This window comes from Candidatus Pelagibacter bacterium nBUS_49 (assembly GCF_051200925.1).
Classification (GTDB): Bacteria; Pseudomonadota; Alphaproteobacteria; order Pelagibacterales; family Pelagibacteraceae; genus Pelagibacter.
The window spans coordinates 204844-224628 of the sequence record NZ_CP172837.1 but is presented as its reverse complement, the minus strand read 5'-3'; the positions used below and the strand labels follow the sequence as shown (position 1 = coordinate 224628).

Genomic DNA, 19785 nt, shown 5'->3' with positions numbered 1-19785 from the left:
GTGGTGCTAAAACACCACCCTTATTAATACTAGTTTATTGTTTCTTTAACTGGGTACTCACGATTAAATTGCAGATCTTCAATTATTTGCTTTTGATGATCGTCAATTCTGATGTTTCTGTGAGCAGACTTACCTTTTGTGATAAATCCCATTAAAAACAATTCACTCACTATTTTACCTACTCTAGCTCTAGAAAATCTAAATCTTCTAGCTACTTCTGCAAAGGTTGGTGAGTAGTGTTTATCTAGTGTGAATGCTAGAATGTGTTTCAATACATCTAGTTTAATTTTACTTAAGTAAATATATTGTTCACTGTTTTTGTTTTCTTTGCTAAACATATTATTTAACATTGTTAGTCTCCTTTTTTATCAATCTTCCCAGTAGTGAACTGTTGTGTCTGTGTGATGATGTAATTAATATATGAATGAAGGAAAAGTTTTTCAATAAAAATACGACAAAGACCTATTGATTGCTAATCAATTGGTCTCCTTAAATTTATAGTGAAAAATCTAAATTATTTTTTTTCATGTTGCTAATGTATTCTATCCTTGAAAAAATAATTACACTCAATGAGTGCAATTGAATTAAAATAAAATTTTTGAAAAAATTTTCACCCCCTACGACTAAGCAAAACTGTCTGATACACTGAGAGTAGAAGCTACTCTTTTCTATTTTGAGGGGGTTAAGGATTTCTTTAAAAGCCTATCTAGGAACCTACATGGTACCTCTATTTATTATCTAATAACGTCCTATAAAAAGGACGTCATAGAGTCGTTATTTAGGCTTGAATATTGAGTCCTAAAAACTTAGGATATGTATTGAAACTGTTTGTTTACTTAAGATTTCACGAAGACTGGTTATTGGCACCTGGCAACAGAACGCCCCTATTTAAATTAAATTTTTATGGTAGAAATATTTTTTATATTTAAGTTATGAAAGAAAAAATAAAATTAATTAATCACTCATCATTATATATGAATTTAGATGATGATTTGAGAATTTTAACAGATCCATGGTACGAGGGATTTGCTTTTGATGGTGGTTGGTCATTGTTATATGAAAATAAATCAAAATTTATTGAAAATTTACTCACAAATGTTGATTATATATACATTACACATGAACATCCAGATCATTTTTCTATATCTTTTTTTAAAAAATATTCTGATTTATTGAGGTCCAATAATATTAAGATTATTTTTCAAAAAACCTCAGATAAAAGAGTTGAAGAATTTTTAAATAAAAAATTTAAATTAGAAGTAATAATTTTAGAGAGTTATAAAACTATTCAAATAAAAAATAAAAAGATTACATTAATTTCATGTGGCGCGATTGACTCAAGTCTTATTGTTGAAACTGATGACTGCTATCATATAAATTTAAATGATTGTGATTTTGTAGATAACGAGCTTAAAAGGATAAAAAAATTCCTCACAAACAAAAAAAAAATAATTATTTATTTACAATTTAGTTATGCAGCTTTTAGATCAAACGATGAATGGATGCAAAAAGCTGCTGATTTTAAATTAGCTAACTTATTAAATAATTATGAAATTTTTAAAGCTGACTTAATAATTCCATTTGCAAGTTTTGTTTACTTTTCAAATTCTGAAAATTTTCGCTTAAATAAATATATGAATAACGTTGAGACTACATCAAATTATCTTAAAAATAACAATGTTAATCATTGTATCTTAAATCCAAATTTTGATGAGATAAATATTGAAGAATTATTAGATGATAAATCGAAAAGGTTAGATATTACGAAAAAATCAATAAATTTTTGGGATAGTAAATTTAAAAAAATAAAACCAAAAAATGAAATAAATGAAATTCATGAAATATCAAAAGATATAAAGGAAAGTTTTTTATTTAGAATTAAACAAACAAATTCTTTTTTTTTATTATTTTTTATTAGATTTTTTAGTTTCAAATATTTTTTTGGTGATGTTGTTATTCATTTGAAAGATACTAATGAAACTTTTAGTTTAAACTTTTTTAAAATTGTTAAAATCAATAATATTAAAAAATCTAAAATTGATATTGAAATGTTATCAAGAAGATTCTTTTTCCTATTAAAGTATCCATATGGTATTGATACCATATCTTCTAATGGCTGTTTATTTGAAAATAAAAAAAATAGTTTTGAAAAAATGATAAGAGCAATCGGCTTTGTAAGCCTAAATCAAACAAACAATGGAATTACAATAAAAAGTATTTTCAATAGAAATATTTTGAATAAAATTGTTTCAATATTTATTAGACTTAAGTTTAAAAATTCCTGATTTAATATGATTAGTTTTAATAATTTTCATTTGTTATAAAGTAATTACGCATATGGTTAAAAAGAGTATGGTTTTCTATTACTTTTAAACTATTTAAAGAATTAATATTTTCATAAAGCACTATCCCTTCTGGCACATGAATACCGGTCGTTTTCAGAAATTGAACTTCTTTTATAAAATAGTTTGAAATGTCTATTTTTTTTTTATTTTTTCTATTAATTTGTAAACTTTCTAAAAAATATTTTTCAAAATTCTTATCATTTTTCATTTCACTATTGGTTATTATTTTAAGTGATTTAAGATTTACTTTATAATACAATAATTTTTTATTATATTTCTTTATTTCAAATACTTTTTTATTCTTAAAATAAAGGTTATTTAGTGTTTGAATTCCATTCTCAAACTGTTGATTATTTTTAAAAAAAATAAAACCTCCATTTGTCATATCCTGTTCTATTTTTTTGAATGAAATGAAATTTGAGATAAATTTTTTTGGGTTCTTAGGTCTTATCAAATAATGAGGTTTAATTTTTTTTTGTGTAAATCCATTAAATATAATAATAGATTTATATTGTTTTTTTAATTTAAGAATTTTAGAAAACATTTTATCCACATATAAGAAAAAATACTTTTCACTTTTTTTTTCATTCCAGTTATTGTGTTGATAATGAGCAATTGAATTTAAAAATATTATAGAAAATGAAGATTTTTTTTTGTGATTATTATAATTAAATATATTTAATTGAATTAAATCAAATAAAAAAAATAAAACATAATTCTTTATACCTTTTTTAAGAATCACTTTTAATGAAAAAACTAAATCATTTAAAAGATCTAAAATTTTTGTATTAAAAACTAGTGTGACAAAAAAATTTATAGAATAATAAAAAAATTTTAAATAACTAAATTTTAAATAATTTTTTGCATAATAGTTTGGTAAGAAATACAAACCCATTAAACTTTTTGGCCAAGTTTTATCCCTAAAATTCCATGGATCTGGTAAATAATAATTTATATATTTGTTTATCTTTAAACGCGAGTTCATTGTTCCATAAACCGAACAACTTATTTTTTTTTTAGATAATACATCCCAAATTTGGCTAATATTTTTTTCTATACGTTGTCCTAATTTATAAATTTTATGTTTTTTTGATGGTTTTCCAGTATTAATTGATACTGATTGAACCCATGGATCTAAATTATAATCTTGCCTGTTATCTTTAGTGAAAGTAGATACCTTCTTCAAACTTAAAACTTTTAAAATTGATTTACATTTATATTTTTTAGCTCCTCGTTCTAAGTAATCAAAATTAAATTCATTTAAGTGAATTGCTAGTAGACTATTATTTTTAAAATTCATATATTAATATTATATATTTATTATAATATTTAATTTATGTCTAAAAATAAAACCTGTGTAATTCTTCCTTGTTACAAAGTTAAACATAAAATTTATCAAGTATATAAAAAGTTAATAAAATTAAAAATTGATAAGCTAATATTTGTGGATGACTGCTGCCCAGAAAATAGTGTTAGGTATTTAAAATCAAAAGTTAGAGAACAAAAAAAAATCCAATTTGTATATTTAAATGAGAATAATGGAGTTGGTGGTGCAACACTGAAAGGTTTTAATATAGCCAAAAATCAGGGTTTCGATATACTTTTGAAGTTTGATGCCGACAATCAACACAGGACTATTGATTTAAAAAAAATAATTAAAACTCTAAAAAATGATAAGGTATTGTTTTGCAAAGGTTTCAGAAAATTAAATTTATCAAGTTCCCGAAAAAGAAAAATGCCATTCATTAGAATTTTTGGAACCAATGCCTTAACAATCATTTCGAGACTTACAACACAAAATTACTACTTAAAAGATGTCACTAACGGTCTATTCGGATTAAAATCTAATATATTTAGTAAGTTAAATTTAAAAAAGATTAAAAAAAATTATTTTTTTGAACAAGATTTAATTTTTCAACTTTGCAAGAAAAAAATTAAAATTTATCAAGTAAATTCTGAAGTTTTATACCAAAATGAAACAAGCAGTTTAAGAATTCTTAAAATTATAATACCTTTTACCGCTTATCATTTACAAAATATATTTAGCAGAAATGAACATTGAAAATAATCAAAATTTATATTTTAAAATACTTTTTTTTGTTCCTTATTTGCTTTGGTCAATAATTATTTTACTTTATGTTTTCAATAGCGATTTAATTAAAGCAGGTGAATTAAATGGTTTAATTAAATTAGGCAATGACTCTTCAAGATATATTGATGAAGCAGAGAGATTAGCAAATTTTGATTTTACCAATCTATATTTATCAAAATTAAGCTATATTATAATACTTGCAATTACTTTTAAGTTAAATTTAGATTTAACTACCATCGTATTTTTTCAATTTTTAACAACAATTATTTCATCATTATGCTTATATTTAATAGCAAAAAAAATATTTTCTAAGTGGGTTGGATTACTTTCTATTCTAATTTTTTTAGCCTATCTACCTATTCAACTAAGAAATTTTTATATTTTAACAGAAATTTTATTTATAAATTTTTGTATTATCCTTACTTATTTATTTTTTTTTAAAAGACACCTTAAAATAATGATTTTATTGATAGGAATATTTATTTTATTTTTAAGACCTCAGGGCATTTTAGTTTTACTCTCTATATCGTTCGCTTCAATAATGTTTATAAAATTTAATAAAAATTATAATTTTATTACAAAATTAATGATAATTATTTTGTGTTTTGTGCTGACAATTTTTTTTATTCATAATGCTATTCAAGAATATAATTTCATTAGTGCTTTATCTAAAGGAATGATATGGGGATACAGCTTTGAAACAAATGATATTTGTTATAGCAATTGCATTCCTGGTTTAACTAATTCAGATTTATATGAAAAAAATGTTATTGGTTTAATACAGTTCTTCAAAGACAATTTTTTTATTTTGATAAAAGCTTCTTTTTTTAAAATAATTCTTTTCTTTACTGGTTGGAGACCATATTACTCAAATATTCATAATATGTTCTTAATATGCTTTCATCTCCCGATTTATATTATGTTTTGTGCATATTTCTTCAAATCTAAAAAATTAATCTCATTCGAAATATTTACTCTGATCTATATCTTTTTAAGTATAGCGTTTGTTTCTGTGACTTTTGTAGATTGGAGTGGCCGATTTATAATGTATATTTTTCCGTTTATGATAATTTTTGCATCAAAATCTGCAACAAGTCTCTTTTTATTATTTTTAGATAGGACTAAAATTAAATAATTACAAAAAAAATAATTATAATTTATAAAAATAAATGCAAAGAGTTAAAATATTAATTGGCTTATTTTACCTAATGGTAATTGGATGTTTTTTATTTTTTCTTTTTTCAAATTTTAACTTACAGGAAATAAGTAGTTATGATTTTATCAAAAATAATAGCAACTATTTTTTTGAGCTAAAAAATTCTAACTTATTTTTATTGATATTAATTTATATTACGCTAACCATATTATGGATTTTTGCGGCAGGATTTGGCACACCTGCTGCACTTATTGCTGGTTTTGTATTTGGAAAATGGTTAGGTCTATTACTTTTAGTCTTCAGTGTGGCAATTGGTGCAACATGTCTTTACGTATTTGCTAACTATTTCTTAAAAGATTTTATAAAAAAAAATTTTTTAGATAAATTTAATATATTTGAAAAAAAATTTAAAAAAGCAGAATTTACTTATCTTTGTATTTATAGGTTTATCGGTGGTATTCCTTTTCCAATAGCAAATATTTTACCCTGTTTATTTAATGTAAAAATATCTAATTATTTTTATGCAATTTTAATTGGTATTACACCTCAATCTTTTTTGATGATTTCTATTGGTAGCGGATTAGAAAAAATTATAAAAAAAAATTTGAGCGCACCAAAATTAACTGATTTAATAACATCACCTGATATTTATTTACCAATTATTGCTTTTTTTGTTTTGTTTATTATGACTATTTTTGTGAAAAAATTTTTTTATAAAAATTAAATTTTAAAATTAATATTTTTAATCTTTCTTTTCCATTAACCAAAGACTATCACTTGCTAGAAAATAAATTTTTCCATTTAAAGGATGAGTCTTTATATCTCTTATTCTTCCAATATCATCTTTAAAAATAACTTCCTCTTGAACTTTTGAAGATGAGTCAAAATTTAGTTTTCTTAATGATTTATCTTTCAAAGATGTAATTAATGCATGGCCATTCCACTGCTCAAATTCTTTTCCCTTATAAATAGTAATTCCACTTACAGCAATTGAAGGTGTCCAATACTTAATTGCTTTTGTATATCCTTCTTTCCAAATTGGTCCAATTTTTGTTCCAGTGTAATTTGTACCTCCCCAACCTAAAATTTTCCATCCATAATTTTCTCCTTTTTTTACTTCTCCAAACCAATCACCTCCTTTTGCACCATGGTTACTAATGTAAATTTTTTTATCAAAAGGAGACATGATCAATCCCTGGGGATTTCTAACACCAATTTGGTAGATCTCAGGAAGCCAAGTTGGTTTACCTTCAAATTTTGGATTATCATTTGGTATACTTCCATCTAAATTAATTCTAATTATACTACCAGGATGTTTTGTGGGATCTTGAGCTATCATACCTTGCCCTCTCTCACCAATGGATGCAAATAAGTATTCACCTTTAATTGCTAATCTTGATCCAAAATGTTTGCCAGACTCTATAGGAGGATTTGCTTGAAATATGTTTTTGAAATTTAATTTTTTTTTATTAAATTTCGCTTTTGCAATAGATGTACTTGTTTTTAAATTTTCTCTCTTTTCTGTATAAGAAATCCAAATATTTTTGTCATAATACTTTATATCTAGCAATCCCCCTTGGCCAACAATTAGATAGTTAAGATTATGATCAACTTCAGAGATTTTTTTTGATAAAATATCAACAATTTTAATTTTACCATTTTTTTCTGTTACAATTAATTCTGAATTATTAAGAAAAGAAGATCCCCATGGATCATCAAGAGTTACAATTTTTTTTAAATTATAGTTCTCTGATAAACTTTCTGAGGAGAAAGTAGCTATAAAAATTATTAATACATAAAATTTTATCATACAAAGAAAATTAGAAATATATTTTTGAATATTCTTCATCTTCTATAATAAATTTTATTTATCAAATATTTTTAATTTTTTTTAATTCTGCTTGAGCAGCTGCTAATCTTGCAATTGGAACTCTATAAGGTGAACAAGAAACATAATTTAATCCCACTTTAGAGCAAAACTCAATACTTTTAGGATCTCCACCATGCTCGCCACAAATACCAAGTTTTAATTTTTTATTTTGACTTTTCCCTTTTTCAACAGCAATTTCAACAAGATCTGCTACACCATCATCGATAGATACAAATGGATCAATCGAAAATATTTTATTTTCCAAATAATCATTTAAAAATTTACCACTATCATCTCTGCTAATTCCAAAAGTCGTTTGTGTTAAATCATTAGTTCCAAAGCTAAAAAATTCTGCATGTTTAGCTATTTCTTTTGCTTTTATTGCAGCTCTTGGAAGCTCGATCATTGTACCAACCATAAATTCTATTTTAATTTTATTCTGTTTTTGAACTTCTCTTGCAATATTTATTACTAAATCTTTCATAATTTTAATTTCTGCTTCTGTAGATATTAAAGGAATCATAATTTCTGGAAATGCTGATTTAATTTTTTTCTTTTGCAGTTCAGCTAATGCTTCAAAAATAGCTCTACATTGCATTTGATAAATTTCTGGAAATGATATACCAAGCCTACAACCTCTATGACCTAACATAGGGTTTTGTTCATGTAGTTCTTCTATTCTAGCCTCAACTTCTTTAGTCAAAAGTCCTACGACATTTGCAACTTCATCAATTTCTTTGTTTGTTCTTGGTAAAAACTCATGTAGCGGAGGATCTAACAATCTGACTGTTACAGGCAGACCATTCATAATTTTGAAAATTTCTATAAAATCTTTTTTTTGGTGAGGCAAAAGTTTATGAAGTGCTTTTGCTCTATCTTCTTTAGTTTTAGATAAAATCATTTCTCTAACAGATAAAATTCTCTCTTCATCAAAAAACATATGTTCAGTTCTACAAAGACCAATGCCCTCTGCTCCAAAATCTTTTGCAGTTTTAGTATCTTTTGGTGTTTCTGAATTAGTTCTTATATTTAATTTTCTAAAACTATCTGCCCATGACATTAATTTTGAAAAATCACCTGAAATTTCAGGTTTCACAGTTGCAACACTTCCTGATATAATTCTACCTGTAGACCCATCAATTGTTATAACTTCACCCTCTTTTATTTCTATAGATGCAGTTTTAAATGATTTGTTCTCGTAATTTATATCAATTTCACTAGAGCCAGACACACAGGGTCTTCCCATTCCTCTTGCAACAACAGCAGCATGACTTGTCATACCTCCTCTTGCGGTCAAAATTCCTTTAGCTGCGTGCATTCCTTGAATATCTTCTGGTGACGTTTCCACTCTAACCAAAATTGTATCTTGCATCATTCCACTCAATCTTTCAGCCTCTTCAGATGTAAAAACAACTTTTCCACTAGCTGCACCTGGAGAAGCTGGCAAACCATTAGCTATAACGTTAATTGAGCTTTTCTCATCTAATGTTGGATGAAGTAATGTGTCTAAAGAATTAGGATCAATCCTTAAAACAGCCTCTTTTTTTGAAATTAATTTTTCTTTTACCATATCAACTGCAATCTTTACTGCTGATTTAGCTGTTCTTTTTCCTGATCTAGTTTGGAGCATCCACAGTTTTTTATTTTCAACTGTGAACTCAACATCTTGCATGTCTTTATAATGTTTTTCTAATTTTTTTAAAATTTTGTGAAGTTGTTTATAAACATTTGGCATAACCTCTTCCATTGAAGGATCTTTAACTTTAGCTTGTTGTCTTGCTTTTTTAGTTATGTATTGTGGCGTTCTAGTACCAGCAACAACATCTTCACCTTGTGCATTAATTAAATATTCACCATAAATTTCGTTTAATCCATCTGAGGGGTTTCTCGTAAATACAACACCTGTTGCACAATCATCACCCATATTACCAAAAACCATTGACTGAACATTTACTGCTGTTCCCCATTCAGCTGGGATTTGATTTAATTTTCTATATACTTTTGCTCTATTGCTTTCCCAGGATAAAAATACTGCACTAACTGCTCCAAATAATTGCTGATAAACATCTTGAGGGAAATCTTTTTTAGCTTTTTCTTTTACAGTTCTTTTAAAATCAATTATCAAACCATCCCAATCATTTTCATCAAGATCGGTATCTAAAAGAACTCCTTTTGTAAGCTTATAATTTTCAATTAATTCCTCGAAATGATAGCCTTCCACTCCCATTACTACATTGCCATACATTTGAATAAATCTTCTATAACTATCTTTAGCAAATCTTCCATTTGAAGTTTTTAATGCTAGAGCACTCACAGTCTTATCATTTAAACCTAGGTTTAAAATTGTGTCCATCATTCCTGGCATAGATACTCTTGCTCCAGATCTTACCGAAAGCAGTAAAGGATTTTTTAAATCTCCAAATTTTTTACCCACATCTTTTTCGATAATCTTTAATTCTTTTTTTATTTGGGCTACTAAATTTTTATTCAATCTTTTTTTATCTTTATAAAAAAGTTCACATACCTTTGTTGAGATTGTAAATCCTGGTGGAACTGGGAGACCCATTCTTCCCATTTCAGATAAATTAGCACCTTTGCCACCTAAAAAATTTTTAGGATTTTTTATTTTTTTACTATCTTTAGATTTGAAATTTAAAATTAGCTTTTTCATTGATGGGAATCGATTAAAGAAAAATTAACATAATAATCGAACGTTTTACATAACATTTGGATTAGTTCTAGTCTGTTTTTTTTTATTGTAATATCGTCTTCATTTACAATCACGTTATCGAAAAAATCAAAAATTACTTTTTTAGACTCAGCCAAATTGTTGATGGATTCCTCAAAATCCTCATCTTTATTAATATTTTGAAAGTATTTTCTTAATTGATTTATTTTTTTATATAAATTTTTTTCAAATTCAGTTTTGAATATACCAGGGTCAGTTGTATTTGATAATTCTATGTTTTTATCCTTTAACTCACTTTCTAATATACTTGAAGCTCTTTTAAAACTTGAAACTACATCTTTGCCATTGGGTTTATTAATAAACTTATTTAAACTTTTAGCCTTACCAAAAACAATCACTGATTGATCTAGATTTAGAAAGCTAGTAGATGCTTGAATAATATCGGTGCGAATTTTTTCCTCTTTCATATAAAATTTTAATCTTTCCATTAAAAAATTTAATAATTCAGTTTGAAGAGATTTGTTTTCAAATTCAAAACCTTGGTCCAAATACAAGCCAGCTGAATAACTAATTAAATCTCTTATTTTAAAATCTTTTTTATTTTCAATTATCGTTTTAATTATTCCTGAAGCCAATCTTCTTTGGGCAAATGGATCTCTTGAGCTTGTTGGCTTTTGATTTATTCCAAAAAAACCAACTAAAGTATCTATTTTATCTGCCAAAGATAATGCCACACTGTATGGTTTTTTAGGTACTTTTGAGTTTAGTCCAGCTGGCAAATATTGTTCGCTTATAGCTTTACAAACATCTTTCTCAAAACCCTGGGCTTCTGCAAAATAGCCACCCATAATTCCTTGAAGTTCTGGAAACTCTCCAACAAGTTCTGAAACTAGATCAACCTTGCAAATCGATGCGGATAATTCAACTTTATCTTTGCTAATTAATAATTCATCAGAAAGCATTCCACCTAGTTTTCTCATTCTTTGGACTTTATCAAAATATGTTCCAAGTCCTTTGAAATAATTCATAGATTTCAGCATAGAAACTCTTTTGACTAAATTTTGTGATTTGTCTTTTTTCCAAAAAAACTCAGCATCGTTCAATCTAGCTTCGACAACTCTTTCATTTCCAAGTTTTATTAATCCATTTATATCTTTCTTGTTAGTCACAACTAAAAATTCATTTGTAATATTTCCTTTTTTATCAAAAGTTGGAAAATATTTTTGATGATACTGCATAGTAATTATTAAAATTTCTTTAGGAATATTTAGAAATTTTCTATCAAATTCACACAATATAACATTTGGTTGGTCCGTTAGATTAACAACTTCATCAAGTAACTTAGGATTATTTTCAATTGTTATATTTTTCTTACTAGAAATATCATTTAATTTTTTTTCTATTAAGTTTTTTCTTAAATTGTGATCTATGGTTATATTTAGTTTTTTGAAAAAATTATTATAATCTTTAAAATCAACAAATATCTTTTTTTTCTCTTCAAACTCTTTATCTATAAATGTTGAATTTGAAGAGGTTAAATGATGAAAATTAAAAGTTAAATTTTTTTTATCAAATATTGCTAAAATTGATTTTAGTGGCCTTCCCCAGTTTAAGTTAAGATCACTCCACCTCATAGATTTTTTCCACTGAATTTTATGCAATATTGATGGAACTAGCTCTTCTAATAAATTTTGTGTATTAAGTTTTTTTGATTTTGTTTTAAAAAAATAAAATTCACCTTTATCTATTATTTGTTTAAAAAGGTCTTTTTTATTAATATTATTTGATCTGATAAATCCTTCCAATGCTACTTCTGGAGCTTTTACATTTGGACCTTTTATTTCCTCTGATTTTAAAGTTGTCTGTTTTTGTAAACCTTCAAATAGAATAACTAATCTATTAGGTGTTGAAAATGATGAGCTTTTTTTAAATGAAATAGATTTTTCATTAAATTCTTTAATAAAACTGTTTAACAATTCTTCTCTTAAACTTTTTTGAAGAGATGAAGGTATTTCTTCACTAAATAATTCTAAAAAAAATTCTGACATTTAGCTTTGACTATCTAACCAAATACCTGCGGCTAATTTAGTTATATCTCGTATTCTTCCTATATATTCAGCTCTTTGAGCAACACTTATTGCTCCTCTGGCATCAAGAATATTAAATATATGACTTGCTTTTAAACATTGATCATACGCTGGTAATGATATTTTTTTTTCTATAAGAGATTTAGCTTCCTGTTCAATCATATCAAACATTTTTGATAAACTTTCAACATTTGCGTACTCAAAATTGTATGCAGAAAATTCTTTTTCAGCTTGATGAAAAACGTCATGATATTTTACCCCCTCATCATTCCATAACAAGTCATAAACATTCTTTTGTTGTTGAGTGAACATGCATATTCTTTCTAATCCATATGTAATTTCAACTGAAACAGGTTTACATTCATACCCTGCCATTTGCTGAAAATATGTAAATTGTGTAATCTCCATACCATCGCACCAAACTTCCCAGCCTAACCCTGCCGCGCCAAGAGTTGGGCTTTCCCAATCATCTTCAACAAACCTGATATCATGTTCATTATGATCAATACCAATTACAGACAAACTGTTAAGATATAATTTTTTTATATTATCTGGTGAAGGTTTTATTAAAACTTGAAATTGATAATAATGTTGCATTCTATTTGGGTTGTCACCATATCTTCCATCTGTTGGCCTCCTTGATGGTTGCACATAAGCAGCTTTCCAATGTTTTGGGCCTAGCGATCTAAGTGTTGTTGCTGGATGAAATGTACCGGCACCCACTTCCATATCATATGGCTGAAGAACAATACATCCTTGTTTGCTCCAAAATTTTTGAAGATTAAGAATTGTATCTTGAAATGATTGAAATTTTTGTTTTGGTTTTTTTGATTTAGAAACCATATCTTTGCCAGATTGACCTTTCATCTAAAATATTGGCTAATTGATCTAATTGATTATTAGAAGAAGAAAGTTTTTGACTTAACCAACCTTTAGATTTTTCAAATTTTTTAATAACAACATCATTTCCAAATTTTTCTTTAAGAACTTGATGGGCATCTCCTATTCCATCTATTAGACCTAAATCTTTAGCTTTACTTCCAGACCAAAATTCTCCAGAAAATAGTTCTACTTCGGATTTATTTAACTTAGATCCTCTGCTTTTCTCTACTACATCGATAAAATCTTTATGTAAATCTAGCTGAATATTTTTTAATCTTTCTATATCCTCATTTTTTTCTTCTAAAAAAGGATCTAAAGTGCTTTTGTTTTTTCCAGCTGTATGAACTCTTCTTTCAACACCAATTTTTTTTATTAACTCAGTAAACCCAAATGAAGAATAGATAACCCCTATAGATCCAATTATTGAACTTGAATTTGCATAAATTTCATCCCCAGCACATGAAATTAAATATCCACCAGATGCAGCAACATCTTCAGCAAATACAATTACTTTTTTTTTTGTATTATTGGCTTGTTGTCTAATAAAATTATAAATCATATGAGATTGAACTGGTGATCCCCCAGGTGAATTTACAGTTATGGCTATACATGAAGCCTTTTTTAATGAAAAAGCCTTTTTAATTAGCTCTTCTTGACCTGCAAAATCAATACCTTGTTTAAATTTTCCGGCATTTCCAATAACTCCATTTAATTTAATATGAGCTACGGTCTTTTTCTTTTTAAAAAAAGAGAACATTATTATTCCTTATAGAATTAATTATTGATTATATTAATTACTTATAAATGAAGAATTAGGTGCGTCAATTGATAAGTAATATATAAAACTCAAATATATTAATTTAAAATCAATATGGGAACCGTAGTACAGCTTAAAAACCAAATAAACGACTCATACTTTCAACTTAAGGATTCTGTTGAGGATAAGCTTATTCTTACTGAAGAAAAAATAAAATCAAAATTAGCGAGTGATGTCGGGTTGGTTCAAAAAATGACTGAATACCATATTCAAACTGGAGGTAAAAGATTAAGAGCTCTATTAACTCTGGGATCAGCAAAACTATGTGGTTATTCTAAAGGTTCAAGAGATATTAATTTAGCTGCTTGTGTTGAATTAATTCATAGTGCAACTCTAATGCACGATGATGTAATTGATGAGGGAACTGTAAGAAGAGGCAAAGATACATTAAATAAAGTTTGGAATAATCATTCTTCAGTTTTAATTGGAGACTATTTGTTAAGTAGGTGTTTTGAAATGATGGTAGAGGATGGTAATTTAGAAGTTTTAAAATTGTTGTCATCAACTTCGTCAAAAATTGCTCAAGGAGAAGTTTTGCAGCTTCAACATAAAGGTGAGGTTGATATGCTTGAGGAAACTTATCTAAAAATTATATCAGCAAAAACTGCTGAGCTTTTTGCAGCTGCAACAAAAGTAGGCGCAATTTTATCAGAGGTCGAATTTAAAGAAAAAGATGCTCTTGAATTCTATGGTCGAAATCTTGGATTAACTTTTCAAATTGCAGATGATACTCTTGATTATAATTCAGATTTGAAATTATTTGGTAAAAAGATAGGTCAAGATTTTTTTGAAGGTAAGATTACTTTGCCTATAATTTTATTATTTCAAAGAATAGATATTGATGAAAAAAAATTATTAACAGAATTTTTTAAAAAAGACTTAAGAGAAAAAAATGACTTTAACAAAATAATTGTTTTAATAAAAAAATATGACATCATAAATGAGTGCTATCAAAAAGCTCAACACTACATCAATCTTGCTTCAAACTCTCTTACAGTATTTAAAGAATCAAAAGAAAAATCAATTCTTAAAAATCTAACTTCATTCAGTCTAGCTAGAAATTTTTAGGGACTTAATAAAGATTTTATCCAATTACCACTTTTATCAAAAGTATAATTTAGTCTTTCATGAATTCTGCTATCTCCATCTAACCAAAATTCAATTCTAGTTGGTGTTAAATTCCAACCAGACCAATGTTTAGGTCTTGGTACATTATTTATATCATCAAATTTTTGCTTAAACTCTTTAATTGAGTTTAAGAGCTCATCTCTATTTTTTAATTCTTTACTTTGTTTTGATGCCCAAGCTCCAATCCTACTGTCATACCCTCGTGAATTATAATACTGATCGGCTACACTGTCTTCTACTTGAGTTATAGTTCCGCTAATTCTTATTTGTCTTAAAAGACTTTTCCAATGAAAACACATTGCAGCATTTGGATTTTCTTTAAGTTCATTTCCTTTTTGACTATTTAAATTTGTATAAAATACAAAACCGTTTTGATTAAACTCTTTTAATAAAACCATTCTTACTGATGGTATGTTGTTCTTATTAGATGTTGCTAACGACAGAGCGTTAGGATCATTAAGCTCCGATTTTTTTGCTTCATCCATCCAAACTTTAAACAATTCAATAGGATCGTCTAGATCTAAGAAGCAGTTATTCAGACCAAGTGAGTTTTTTTGATTCATAATTTAAACAAAATAATCTATACAATATAAATAATGTCATTTAATACTTTTGGAAAGCTATTTCGTTTCTCAACTTGGGGAGAATCTCACGGACCTGCAATAGGTTGTGTTATCGATGGATGTCCACCTAATATAAGTATTAAAGAACAAGACATACAAATTGAACTAGATAAAAGAAAACCAGGACAATCAAAATTTACAACTCAACGTAAAGAAGATGATAAAGTTCAAATTTTATCAGGCGTGTTTGAGGGAAAAACAACTGGGACGCCCATATCTCTCATAATTTACAACAAAGATATGAGATCAAAAGATTATGGAAACATTAAAAATAAATTTAGACCAGGACATGCTGATTTAACTTATTTTAAGAAATATGGAATTAGAGATTATAGAGGTGGAGGGAGATCCTCAGCAAGAGAAACTGCAGCTCGTGTTGCTGCTGGTGCAATTGCAAAACTAGTTCTAAAAAATAAGTTAGGTAAAAAGTTTAAAGTTATAGGTGCTGTGACCCAATTAGGAATATTAGGATGTGATGTTAATCAATGGAACGATAAAGTAATAACTAAAAATCCATTTTTCTGTCCAGATAAATCGATGATTAAACTTTGGGAAAAATATTTATTAGGTGTAAGAAAATCTGGATCTTCTTGTGGGGCTGTTATTGAAATAAGAGCAAGAGGCATACCTGCGGGATTAGGTGCCCCCATATATTCAAAATTAGACTCCGATATTGCTTCTGGTTTAATGAGTATTAACGCTGTTAAAGGAGTAAACATTGGATCTGGAATGAACTCAGCACAGTTAAGTGGGGAACAAAACTCAGACGAAATTTCTCAAAAAGGCAAAAAATTAAAATTTAACTCTAATAATGCTGGAGGAATCTTGGGTGGCATATCAAGTGGTCAAGAAATTATTGCCTCATTTGCTGTAAAACCTACTTCATCAATTTTAACCACTAGAAAAACAATTAATAAATTTGGAAAAAATACAACTATATCAGTTAAAGGAAGACATGACCCATGTGTAGGGATAAGAGCTGTACCCGTAGGTGAGGCTATGATGAATTGTGTTTTATTGGATCATTACTTAATGCATAAAGCTCAGTGCAGTTAATCCAAATTAATTTTTTACTACTTTAATAGAGTCTTTTGTAAACAAGACACCTAAAATTTTCTTTGAAATTTGTGAAGCATTTAATCCTGCAACATCATACATTTTTTTAGGATTGTCTTGTTCGATAAAAGTATCAGGTAACGTCATTGCTCTAAACTTTAACCCTTTATCAAATATTCCTTTTTCAGCTAATAAATTTTTCACATGAGAACCAAAACCACCTATCGATCCTTCTTCAATAGTTATCATTACATCATGCTCTCTTGCACACTTCAAAATAAGTTCTTGATCTAAAGGTTTAACAAATCTTGCATCTACAATTGTTACTGACACACCTTTGTTCTTTAATTCTTCAGCTGCTAATTTACACTCTTCAAGTCTTGTTCCCAAACTTAAAATACAAACTTGATTTCCTTGTTGAATTATTTTTCCTTTTCCAATTTCAATCTTTTCTTCGATTGAAGGTAAATCTAGGCCTACTCCTGTTCCTCTAGGATACCTAATTGCACATGGCTTATCGTTAATATCAACAGATGTATTAATCATTTTTACTAACTCAACCTCATCACTCGCAGCCATTACAATAAAATTAGGTAGAGTTGATAAGTATGTAATATCAAATGAACCAGCATGTGTAGAACCATCTGCACCAACCAGACCTGCTCTATCTATTGCAAACCTTACGGGCAAACTTTGAATAGCCACATCATGAACTACTTGATCGTAAGCTCTTTGAAGAAAAGTGGAATAAATTGCAGCATAAGGCTTATAACCTTCTGTAGCCAGACCAGCCGCAAAAGTCACCGCATGTTGTTCTGCTATACCAACATCAAACATTCTTTTAGGAAATTCTTTTCCAAAAATATCCATACCTGTACCACCTGGCATTGCTGCTGTAATCCCCACAATTTTACTATCTTTTTGAGCATGCTTAACTAGCGTATTCGCAAACACTTTTGTATAAGCTGGAAGATTGCTCACACTTTTAACTTGTTCACCTGTCTTCACATTAAATTTTGAAACACCGTGGTAATGGTCAGATGCTTTTTCTGCATACGAGTAGCCTTTTCCTTTTTGTGTTTTAATATGGATCATGATTGGACCATCATGTTTAGAGTCCCTTGCATTTTTAAGAATTGGAACAAGGCTAGTAAGATCGTGACCATCAATTGGGCCAGCGTAATAAAAACCTAATGAATTAAATAATGTTCCTCCAGTAACTGCTGACCTTAGAAAATCTTCAGCTTTACCCGCTTTTGCACTAAATCGTTTTGAAAACGAGGACATTATTAATTTAATGGTTTCCCTTAAACTAAAATAAATTTTTCCAGTAAATAACTTTGCAAGGTAAGTTCTCATAGCACCTACTGGTTTTGCAATTGACATATCGTTATCATTCAAAATTACAATCATTTTGGTTTTTGATGCGCCAGCATTATTCATTGCCTCATAAGCCATTCCAGCACTTATTGCGCCATCACCAATTACAGCAACCACATTTGATGATTTATTTGCTAATTTATTTGCTTCTGCAATCCCCAGCGCTGAAGATATAGAAGTTGAGCTATGAGCAGCACCAAAAGGATCGTATTCACTTTCAGATCTTTTTGTAAACCCTGACAAACCATTACCTTGTCTCAAAGATCTAATCTTATTTTTTCTTCCAGTTAAAATTTTATGGGGATAAGATTGGTGTCCTACATCCCAGATCAATTTATCATTAGGTGTATCGAAAACATAATGAAGAGCAACTGTAAGCTCTACTACACCTAAACCTGCACCTAAATGTCCACCAGTTTCTGACACTGCATTGATCATTTCTTCTCTAACTTCATCAGATACTTTTTGCAAATCATGTTCTGATAGCTTTCTCAGGTCTGATGGAAAATTTATATCATTAAAAAATTTATAATTTTTCATTACTTGTCTCTGTGTAAAATATAATTCAATGTTTCTCTAATATTTTTAGAATTTTGACCGTATTGTTTTAAATTCTTATTTATTTTTAAAATAATTCTATCACAATATTTAACTGCATTAATATAACCTAGCAAACTTATTAATGTAGCTTTACCTTTTTTTTGGTCTTTTCCTGTTTTTTTTCCAGCTATTTTCGAACTACCTCTAAAATCAATTAAATCATCAGCGATTTGAAATAATAAACCTATTTCAGAGCCAATATTTTCAAAAAATTTAATTTCCTTACTATTTTTTCTCTTAATTATTGCAGGCGCAGCACTACAAAAACTAAATAATTTTCCTGTTTTTTTTATTTCCATTTCTATAATCTTGTTTTTAGATATTCTTTTTTTTTCATAACTAAGATCTAAGTACTGCCCACCGGCTATACCTAGATGTCCCGAACATTCAGATAATTTTTTAATTAAATCAATTTTAATTTTTTCACTTATTTTCAAAAAAGGACTTGCTAAAATTTCAAATGCCATTGTAAGTAATGAATTTCCAGCAAGGACCGCTGTAGACTCTCCAAACTTGATGTGTGTAGATGGTTTTCCTCTTCTAATTTTATCATTATCCATGCAGGGTAAATCATCATGAATAAGAGAATAAGCATGAATACATTCTACGGCAGCTCCAATAGAAATTAATGTTCTGTAATCTATTGATAGTAGCGAACCAATATCTACTAAGATTTTAGATCGAATTTTTTTTCCACCAGGAAATAAACCATACCTCATAGCAGGAATTAATTTAGAATTGTTTTGTCTTTTAATAAATTTATTCAAAAAAAAGTTTGTGTCTTTAGCAATTCTATCAAGTTTATTTTTCATTTTTTTTAATAATCTCTTTAACTTTTTTATTAGTTTCTTCACCTATAGACCTAAAGCTTTTATTAAATTTTTTTTCAATAATATTGTTTAACTTCAATAGTTTTTGATAATTTTCTACAGAATTATTTAGATCTTTTTCATTTTCTAAAGACTCTATTATTTGATTTGCTTGATCTGTCAGATCTTCTAGAGTGCTTTCATTATTATCAGGTAGTAAATTTTTATCTTTCATATAATAATAATTAATA

17 protein-coding genes are annotated in these 19785 nt (G+C 27.6%); 6 read left to right on the top strand and 11 right to left on the bottom strand.

Going from position 1 to position 19785, the window contains the following annotated elements; translation table 11 throughout:
• Positions 1-29: 29 nt before the first annotated feature.
• Positions 30-350, bottom strand: coding sequence for a hypothetical protein (locus ACIJYF_RS01200; protein WP_435117026.1), 321 nt, complete (start codon positions 348-350; stop codon positions 30-32).
• A gap of 582 nt (positions 351-932) precedes the next feature.
• Here ACIJYF_RS01200 and ACIJYF_RS01195 point away from each other — a divergent pair.
• Entirely contained in the window at positions 933-2285 is a 1353-nt protein-coding gene (locus ACIJYF_RS01195) for an MBL fold metallo-hydrolase (protein WP_435117024.1), read from the top strand.
• Between the two features lie 16 nt (positions 2286-2301).
• On the opposite strand, the gene ACIJYF_RS01190 is transcribed toward ACIJYF_RS01195, so the two are convergent.
• On the bottom strand, positions 2302-3645 hold the full coding sequence (locus ACIJYF_RS01190) for a hypothetical protein (RefSeq protein WP_435117023.1): 1344 nt from the start codon (positions 3643-3645) through the stop codon (positions 2302-2304).
• A gap of 36 nt (positions 3646-3681) precedes the next feature.
• On the opposite strand from ACIJYF_RS01190, the gene ACIJYF_RS01185 reads away from it, so the two are divergent.
• Genes ACIJYF_RS01185 through ACIJYF_RS01175 form a run of 3 tightly spaced genes read left to right on the top strand, consistent with a single transcriptional unit; the run spans position 3682 to position 6317 of the window.
• The gene (locus ACIJYF_RS01185; protein WP_435117021.1) at positions 3682-4407 is read left to right on the top strand and encodes a glycosyltransferase; all 726 of its coding nucleotides are present in this window, start codon (positions 3682-3684) and stop codon (positions 4405-4407) included.
• Positions 4397-5572, top strand: a complete 1176-nt coding sequence (locus ACIJYF_RS01180; RefSeq protein WP_435117019.1) for a hypothetical protein — start codon at positions 4397-4399, stop codon at positions 5570-5572. The genes ACIJYF_RS01185 and ACIJYF_RS01180 overlap by 11 nt, the downstream gene beginning before the upstream one ends.
• A gap of 34 nt (positions 5573-5606) precedes the next feature.
• A complete protein-coding gene (locus ACIJYF_RS01175) occupies positions 5607-6317 on the top strand; it encodes a TVP38/TMEM64 family protein (protein ID WP_435117017.1) in 711 nt (236 codons plus the stop codon).
• An 18-nt stretch (positions 6318-6335) separates the two neighbouring features.
• Here ACIJYF_RS01175 and ACIJYF_RS01170 read toward each other — a convergent pair whose 3' ends face one another.
• Genes ACIJYF_RS01170 through ACIJYF_RS01150 form a run of 5 tightly spaced genes read right to left on the bottom strand, consistent with a single transcriptional unit; the run spans position 6336 to position 13878 of the window.
• Complete coding sequence (locus tag ACIJYF_RS01170; protein WP_435117015.1) at positions 6336-7442, bottom strand: PQQ-dependent sugar dehydrogenase; 1107 nt, start codon at positions 7440-7442, stop codon at positions 6336-6338.
• Positions 7443-7464: 22 nt separating this feature from the next.
• Positions 7465-10134, bottom strand: coding sequence for a pyruvate, phosphate dikinase (gene ppdK / locus ACIJYF_RS01165; RefSeq protein WP_435117013.1), 2670 nt, complete (start codon positions 10132-10134; stop codon positions 7465-7467).
• Complete coding sequence (gene glyS, locus ACIJYF_RS01160; protein WP_435117011.1) at positions 10131-12200, bottom strand: glycine--tRNA ligase subunit beta; 2070 nt, start codon at positions 12198-12200, stop codon at positions 10131-10133. The genes ppdK and glyS overlap by 4 nt, the downstream gene beginning before the upstream one ends.
• Positions 12201-13082 (bottom strand): glycine--tRNA ligase subunit alpha, encoded by an 882-nt coding sequence (locus tag ACIJYF_RS01155; protein WP_435117952.1) that lies wholly within the window; start codon positions 13080-13082, stop codon positions 12201-12203. It lies immediately after the preceding gene.
• The gene (locus ACIJYF_RS01150; protein WP_435117009.1) at positions 13072-13878 is read right to left on the bottom strand and encodes a S49 family peptidase; all 807 of its coding nucleotides are present in this window, start codon (positions 13876-13878) and stop codon (positions 13072-13074) included. Before ACIJYF_RS01150 ends, ACIJYF_RS01155 begins: the two co-directional genes overlap by 11 nt.
• 114 nt (positions 13879-13992) lie before the next feature.
• On the opposite strand from ACIJYF_RS01150, the gene ACIJYF_RS01145 reads away from it, so the two are divergent.
• Positions 13993-15006, top strand: a complete 1014-nt coding sequence (locus tag ACIJYF_RS01145) for a polyprenyl synthetase family protein (RefSeq protein WP_435117007.1) — start codon at positions 13993-13995, stop codon at positions 15004-15006.
• Here the strand turns inward: ACIJYF_RS01145 and pdxH are convergent.
• Positions 15003-15629 (bottom strand): pyridoxamine 5'-phosphate oxidase, encoded by a 627-nt coding sequence (gene pdxH / locus ACIJYF_RS01140; RefSeq protein WP_435117005.1) that lies wholly within the window; start codon positions 15627-15629, stop codon positions 15003-15005. The two genes, ACIJYF_RS01145 and pdxH, sit on opposite strands and share 4 nt — an antisense overlap.
• A gap of 33 nt (positions 15630-15662) precedes the next feature.
• Here pdxH and aroC point away from each other — a divergent pair, with 33 nt between their 5' ends.
• Positions 15663-16745, top strand: coding sequence for a chorismate synthase (aroC, locus tag ACIJYF_RS01135; protein ID WP_435117004.1), 1083 nt, complete (start codon positions 15663-15665; stop codon positions 16743-16745).
• Positions 16746-16751: 6 nt separating this feature from the next.
• Here aroC and dxs read toward each other — a convergent pair whose 3' ends face one another.
• From dxs to ACIJYF_RS01120, 3 genes are read right to left on the bottom strand one after another with little or no spacing between them, the layout of a single operon-like run.
• Positions 16752-18665, bottom strand: a complete 1914-nt coding sequence (gene dxs / locus ACIJYF_RS01130; protein ID WP_435117002.1) for a 1-deoxy-D-xylulose-5-phosphate synthase — start codon at positions 18663-18665, stop codon at positions 16752-16754.
• Positions 18665-19537 carry a polyprenyl synthetase family protein gene (locus ACIJYF_RS01125; protein ID WP_435117000.1) on the bottom strand — a complete coding sequence of 291 codons (873 nt, stop codon included), beginning with the start codon at positions 19535-19537 and terminating at the stop codon, positions 18665-18667. The genes dxs and ACIJYF_RS01125 overlap by 1 nt, the downstream gene beginning before the upstream one ends.
• Positions 19527-19769, bottom strand: coding sequence for an exonuclease VII small subunit (locus tag ACIJYF_RS01120; RefSeq protein WP_435116998.1), 243 nt, complete (start codon positions 19767-19769; stop codon positions 19527-19529). The genes ACIJYF_RS01125 and ACIJYF_RS01120 overlap by 11 nt, the downstream gene beginning before the upstream one ends.
• Between the last annotated feature and the right edge of the window lie 16 nt (positions 19770-19785).

Excerpts from the sequence above, each read along its gene's own strand:
- ACIJYF_RS01200 (WP_435117026.1), bottom strand. The coding sequence starts at position 350 with ATGTTAAATAATATGTTTAGCAAAGAAAACAAAAACAGTGAACAATAT.
- ACIJYF_RS01195 (WP_435117024.1), top strand. The coding sequence starts at position 933 with ATGAAAGAAAAAATAAAATTAATTAATCACTCATCATTATATATGAAT.
- ACIJYF_RS01190 (WP_435117023.1), bottom strand. The coding sequence starts at position 3,645 with ATGAATTTTAAAAATAATAGTCTACTAGCAATTCACTTAAATGAATTT.
- ACIJYF_RS01185 (WP_435117021.1), top strand. The coding sequence starts at position 3,682 with ATGTCTAAAAATAAAACCTGTGTAATTCTTCCTTGTTACAAAGTTAAA.
- ACIJYF_RS01180 (WP_435117019.1), top strand. The coding sequence starts at position 4,397 with ATGAACATTGAAAATAATCAAAATTTATATTTTAAAATACTTTTTTTT.
- ACIJYF_RS01175 (WP_435117017.1), top strand. The coding sequence starts at position 5,607 with ATGCAAAGAGTTAAAATATTAATTGGCTTATTTTACCTAATGGTAATT.
- ACIJYF_RS01170 (WP_435117015.1), bottom strand. The coding sequence starts at position 7,442 with ATGAAGAATATTCAAAAATATATTTCTAATTTTCTTTGTATGATAAAA.
- ppdK (WP_435117013.1), bottom strand. The coding sequence starts at position 10,134 with ATGAAAAAGCTAATTTTAAATTTCAAATCTAAAGATAGTAAAAAAATA.
- glyS (WP_435117011.1), bottom strand. The coding sequence starts at position 12,200 with ATGTCAGAATTTTTTTTAGAATTATTTAGTGAAGAAATACCTTCATCT.
- ACIJYF_RS01155 (WP_435117952.1), bottom strand. The coding sequence starts at position 13,082 with ATGGTTTCTAAATCAAAAAAACCAAAACAAAAATTTCAATCATTTCAA.
- ACIJYF_RS01150 (WP_435117009.1), bottom strand. The coding sequence starts at position 13,878 with ATGTTCTCTTTTTTTAAAAAGAAAAAGACCGTAGCTCATATTAAATTA.
- ACIJYF_RS01145 (WP_435117007.1), top strand. The coding sequence starts at position 13,993 with ATGGGAACCGTAGTACAGCTTAAAAACCAAATAAACGACTCATACTTT.
- pdxH (WP_435117005.1), bottom strand. The coding sequence starts at position 15,629 with ATGAATCAAAAAAACTCACTTGGTCTGAATAACTGCTTCTTAGATCTA.
- aroC (WP_435117004.1), top strand. The coding sequence starts at position 15,663 with ATGTCATTTAATACTTTTGGAAAGCTATTTCGTTTCTCAACTTGGGGA.
- dxs (WP_435117002.1), bottom strand. The coding sequence starts at position 18,665 with ATGAAAAATTATAAATTTTTTAATGATATAAATTTTCCATCAGACCTG.
- ACIJYF_RS01125 (WP_435117000.1), bottom strand. The coding sequence starts at position 19,537 with ATGAAAAATAAACTTGATAGAATTGCTAAAGACACAAACTTTTTTTTG.
- ACIJYF_RS01120 (WP_435116998.1), bottom strand. The coding sequence starts at position 19,769 with ATGAAAGATAAAAATTTACTACCTGATAATAATGAAAGCACTCTAGAA.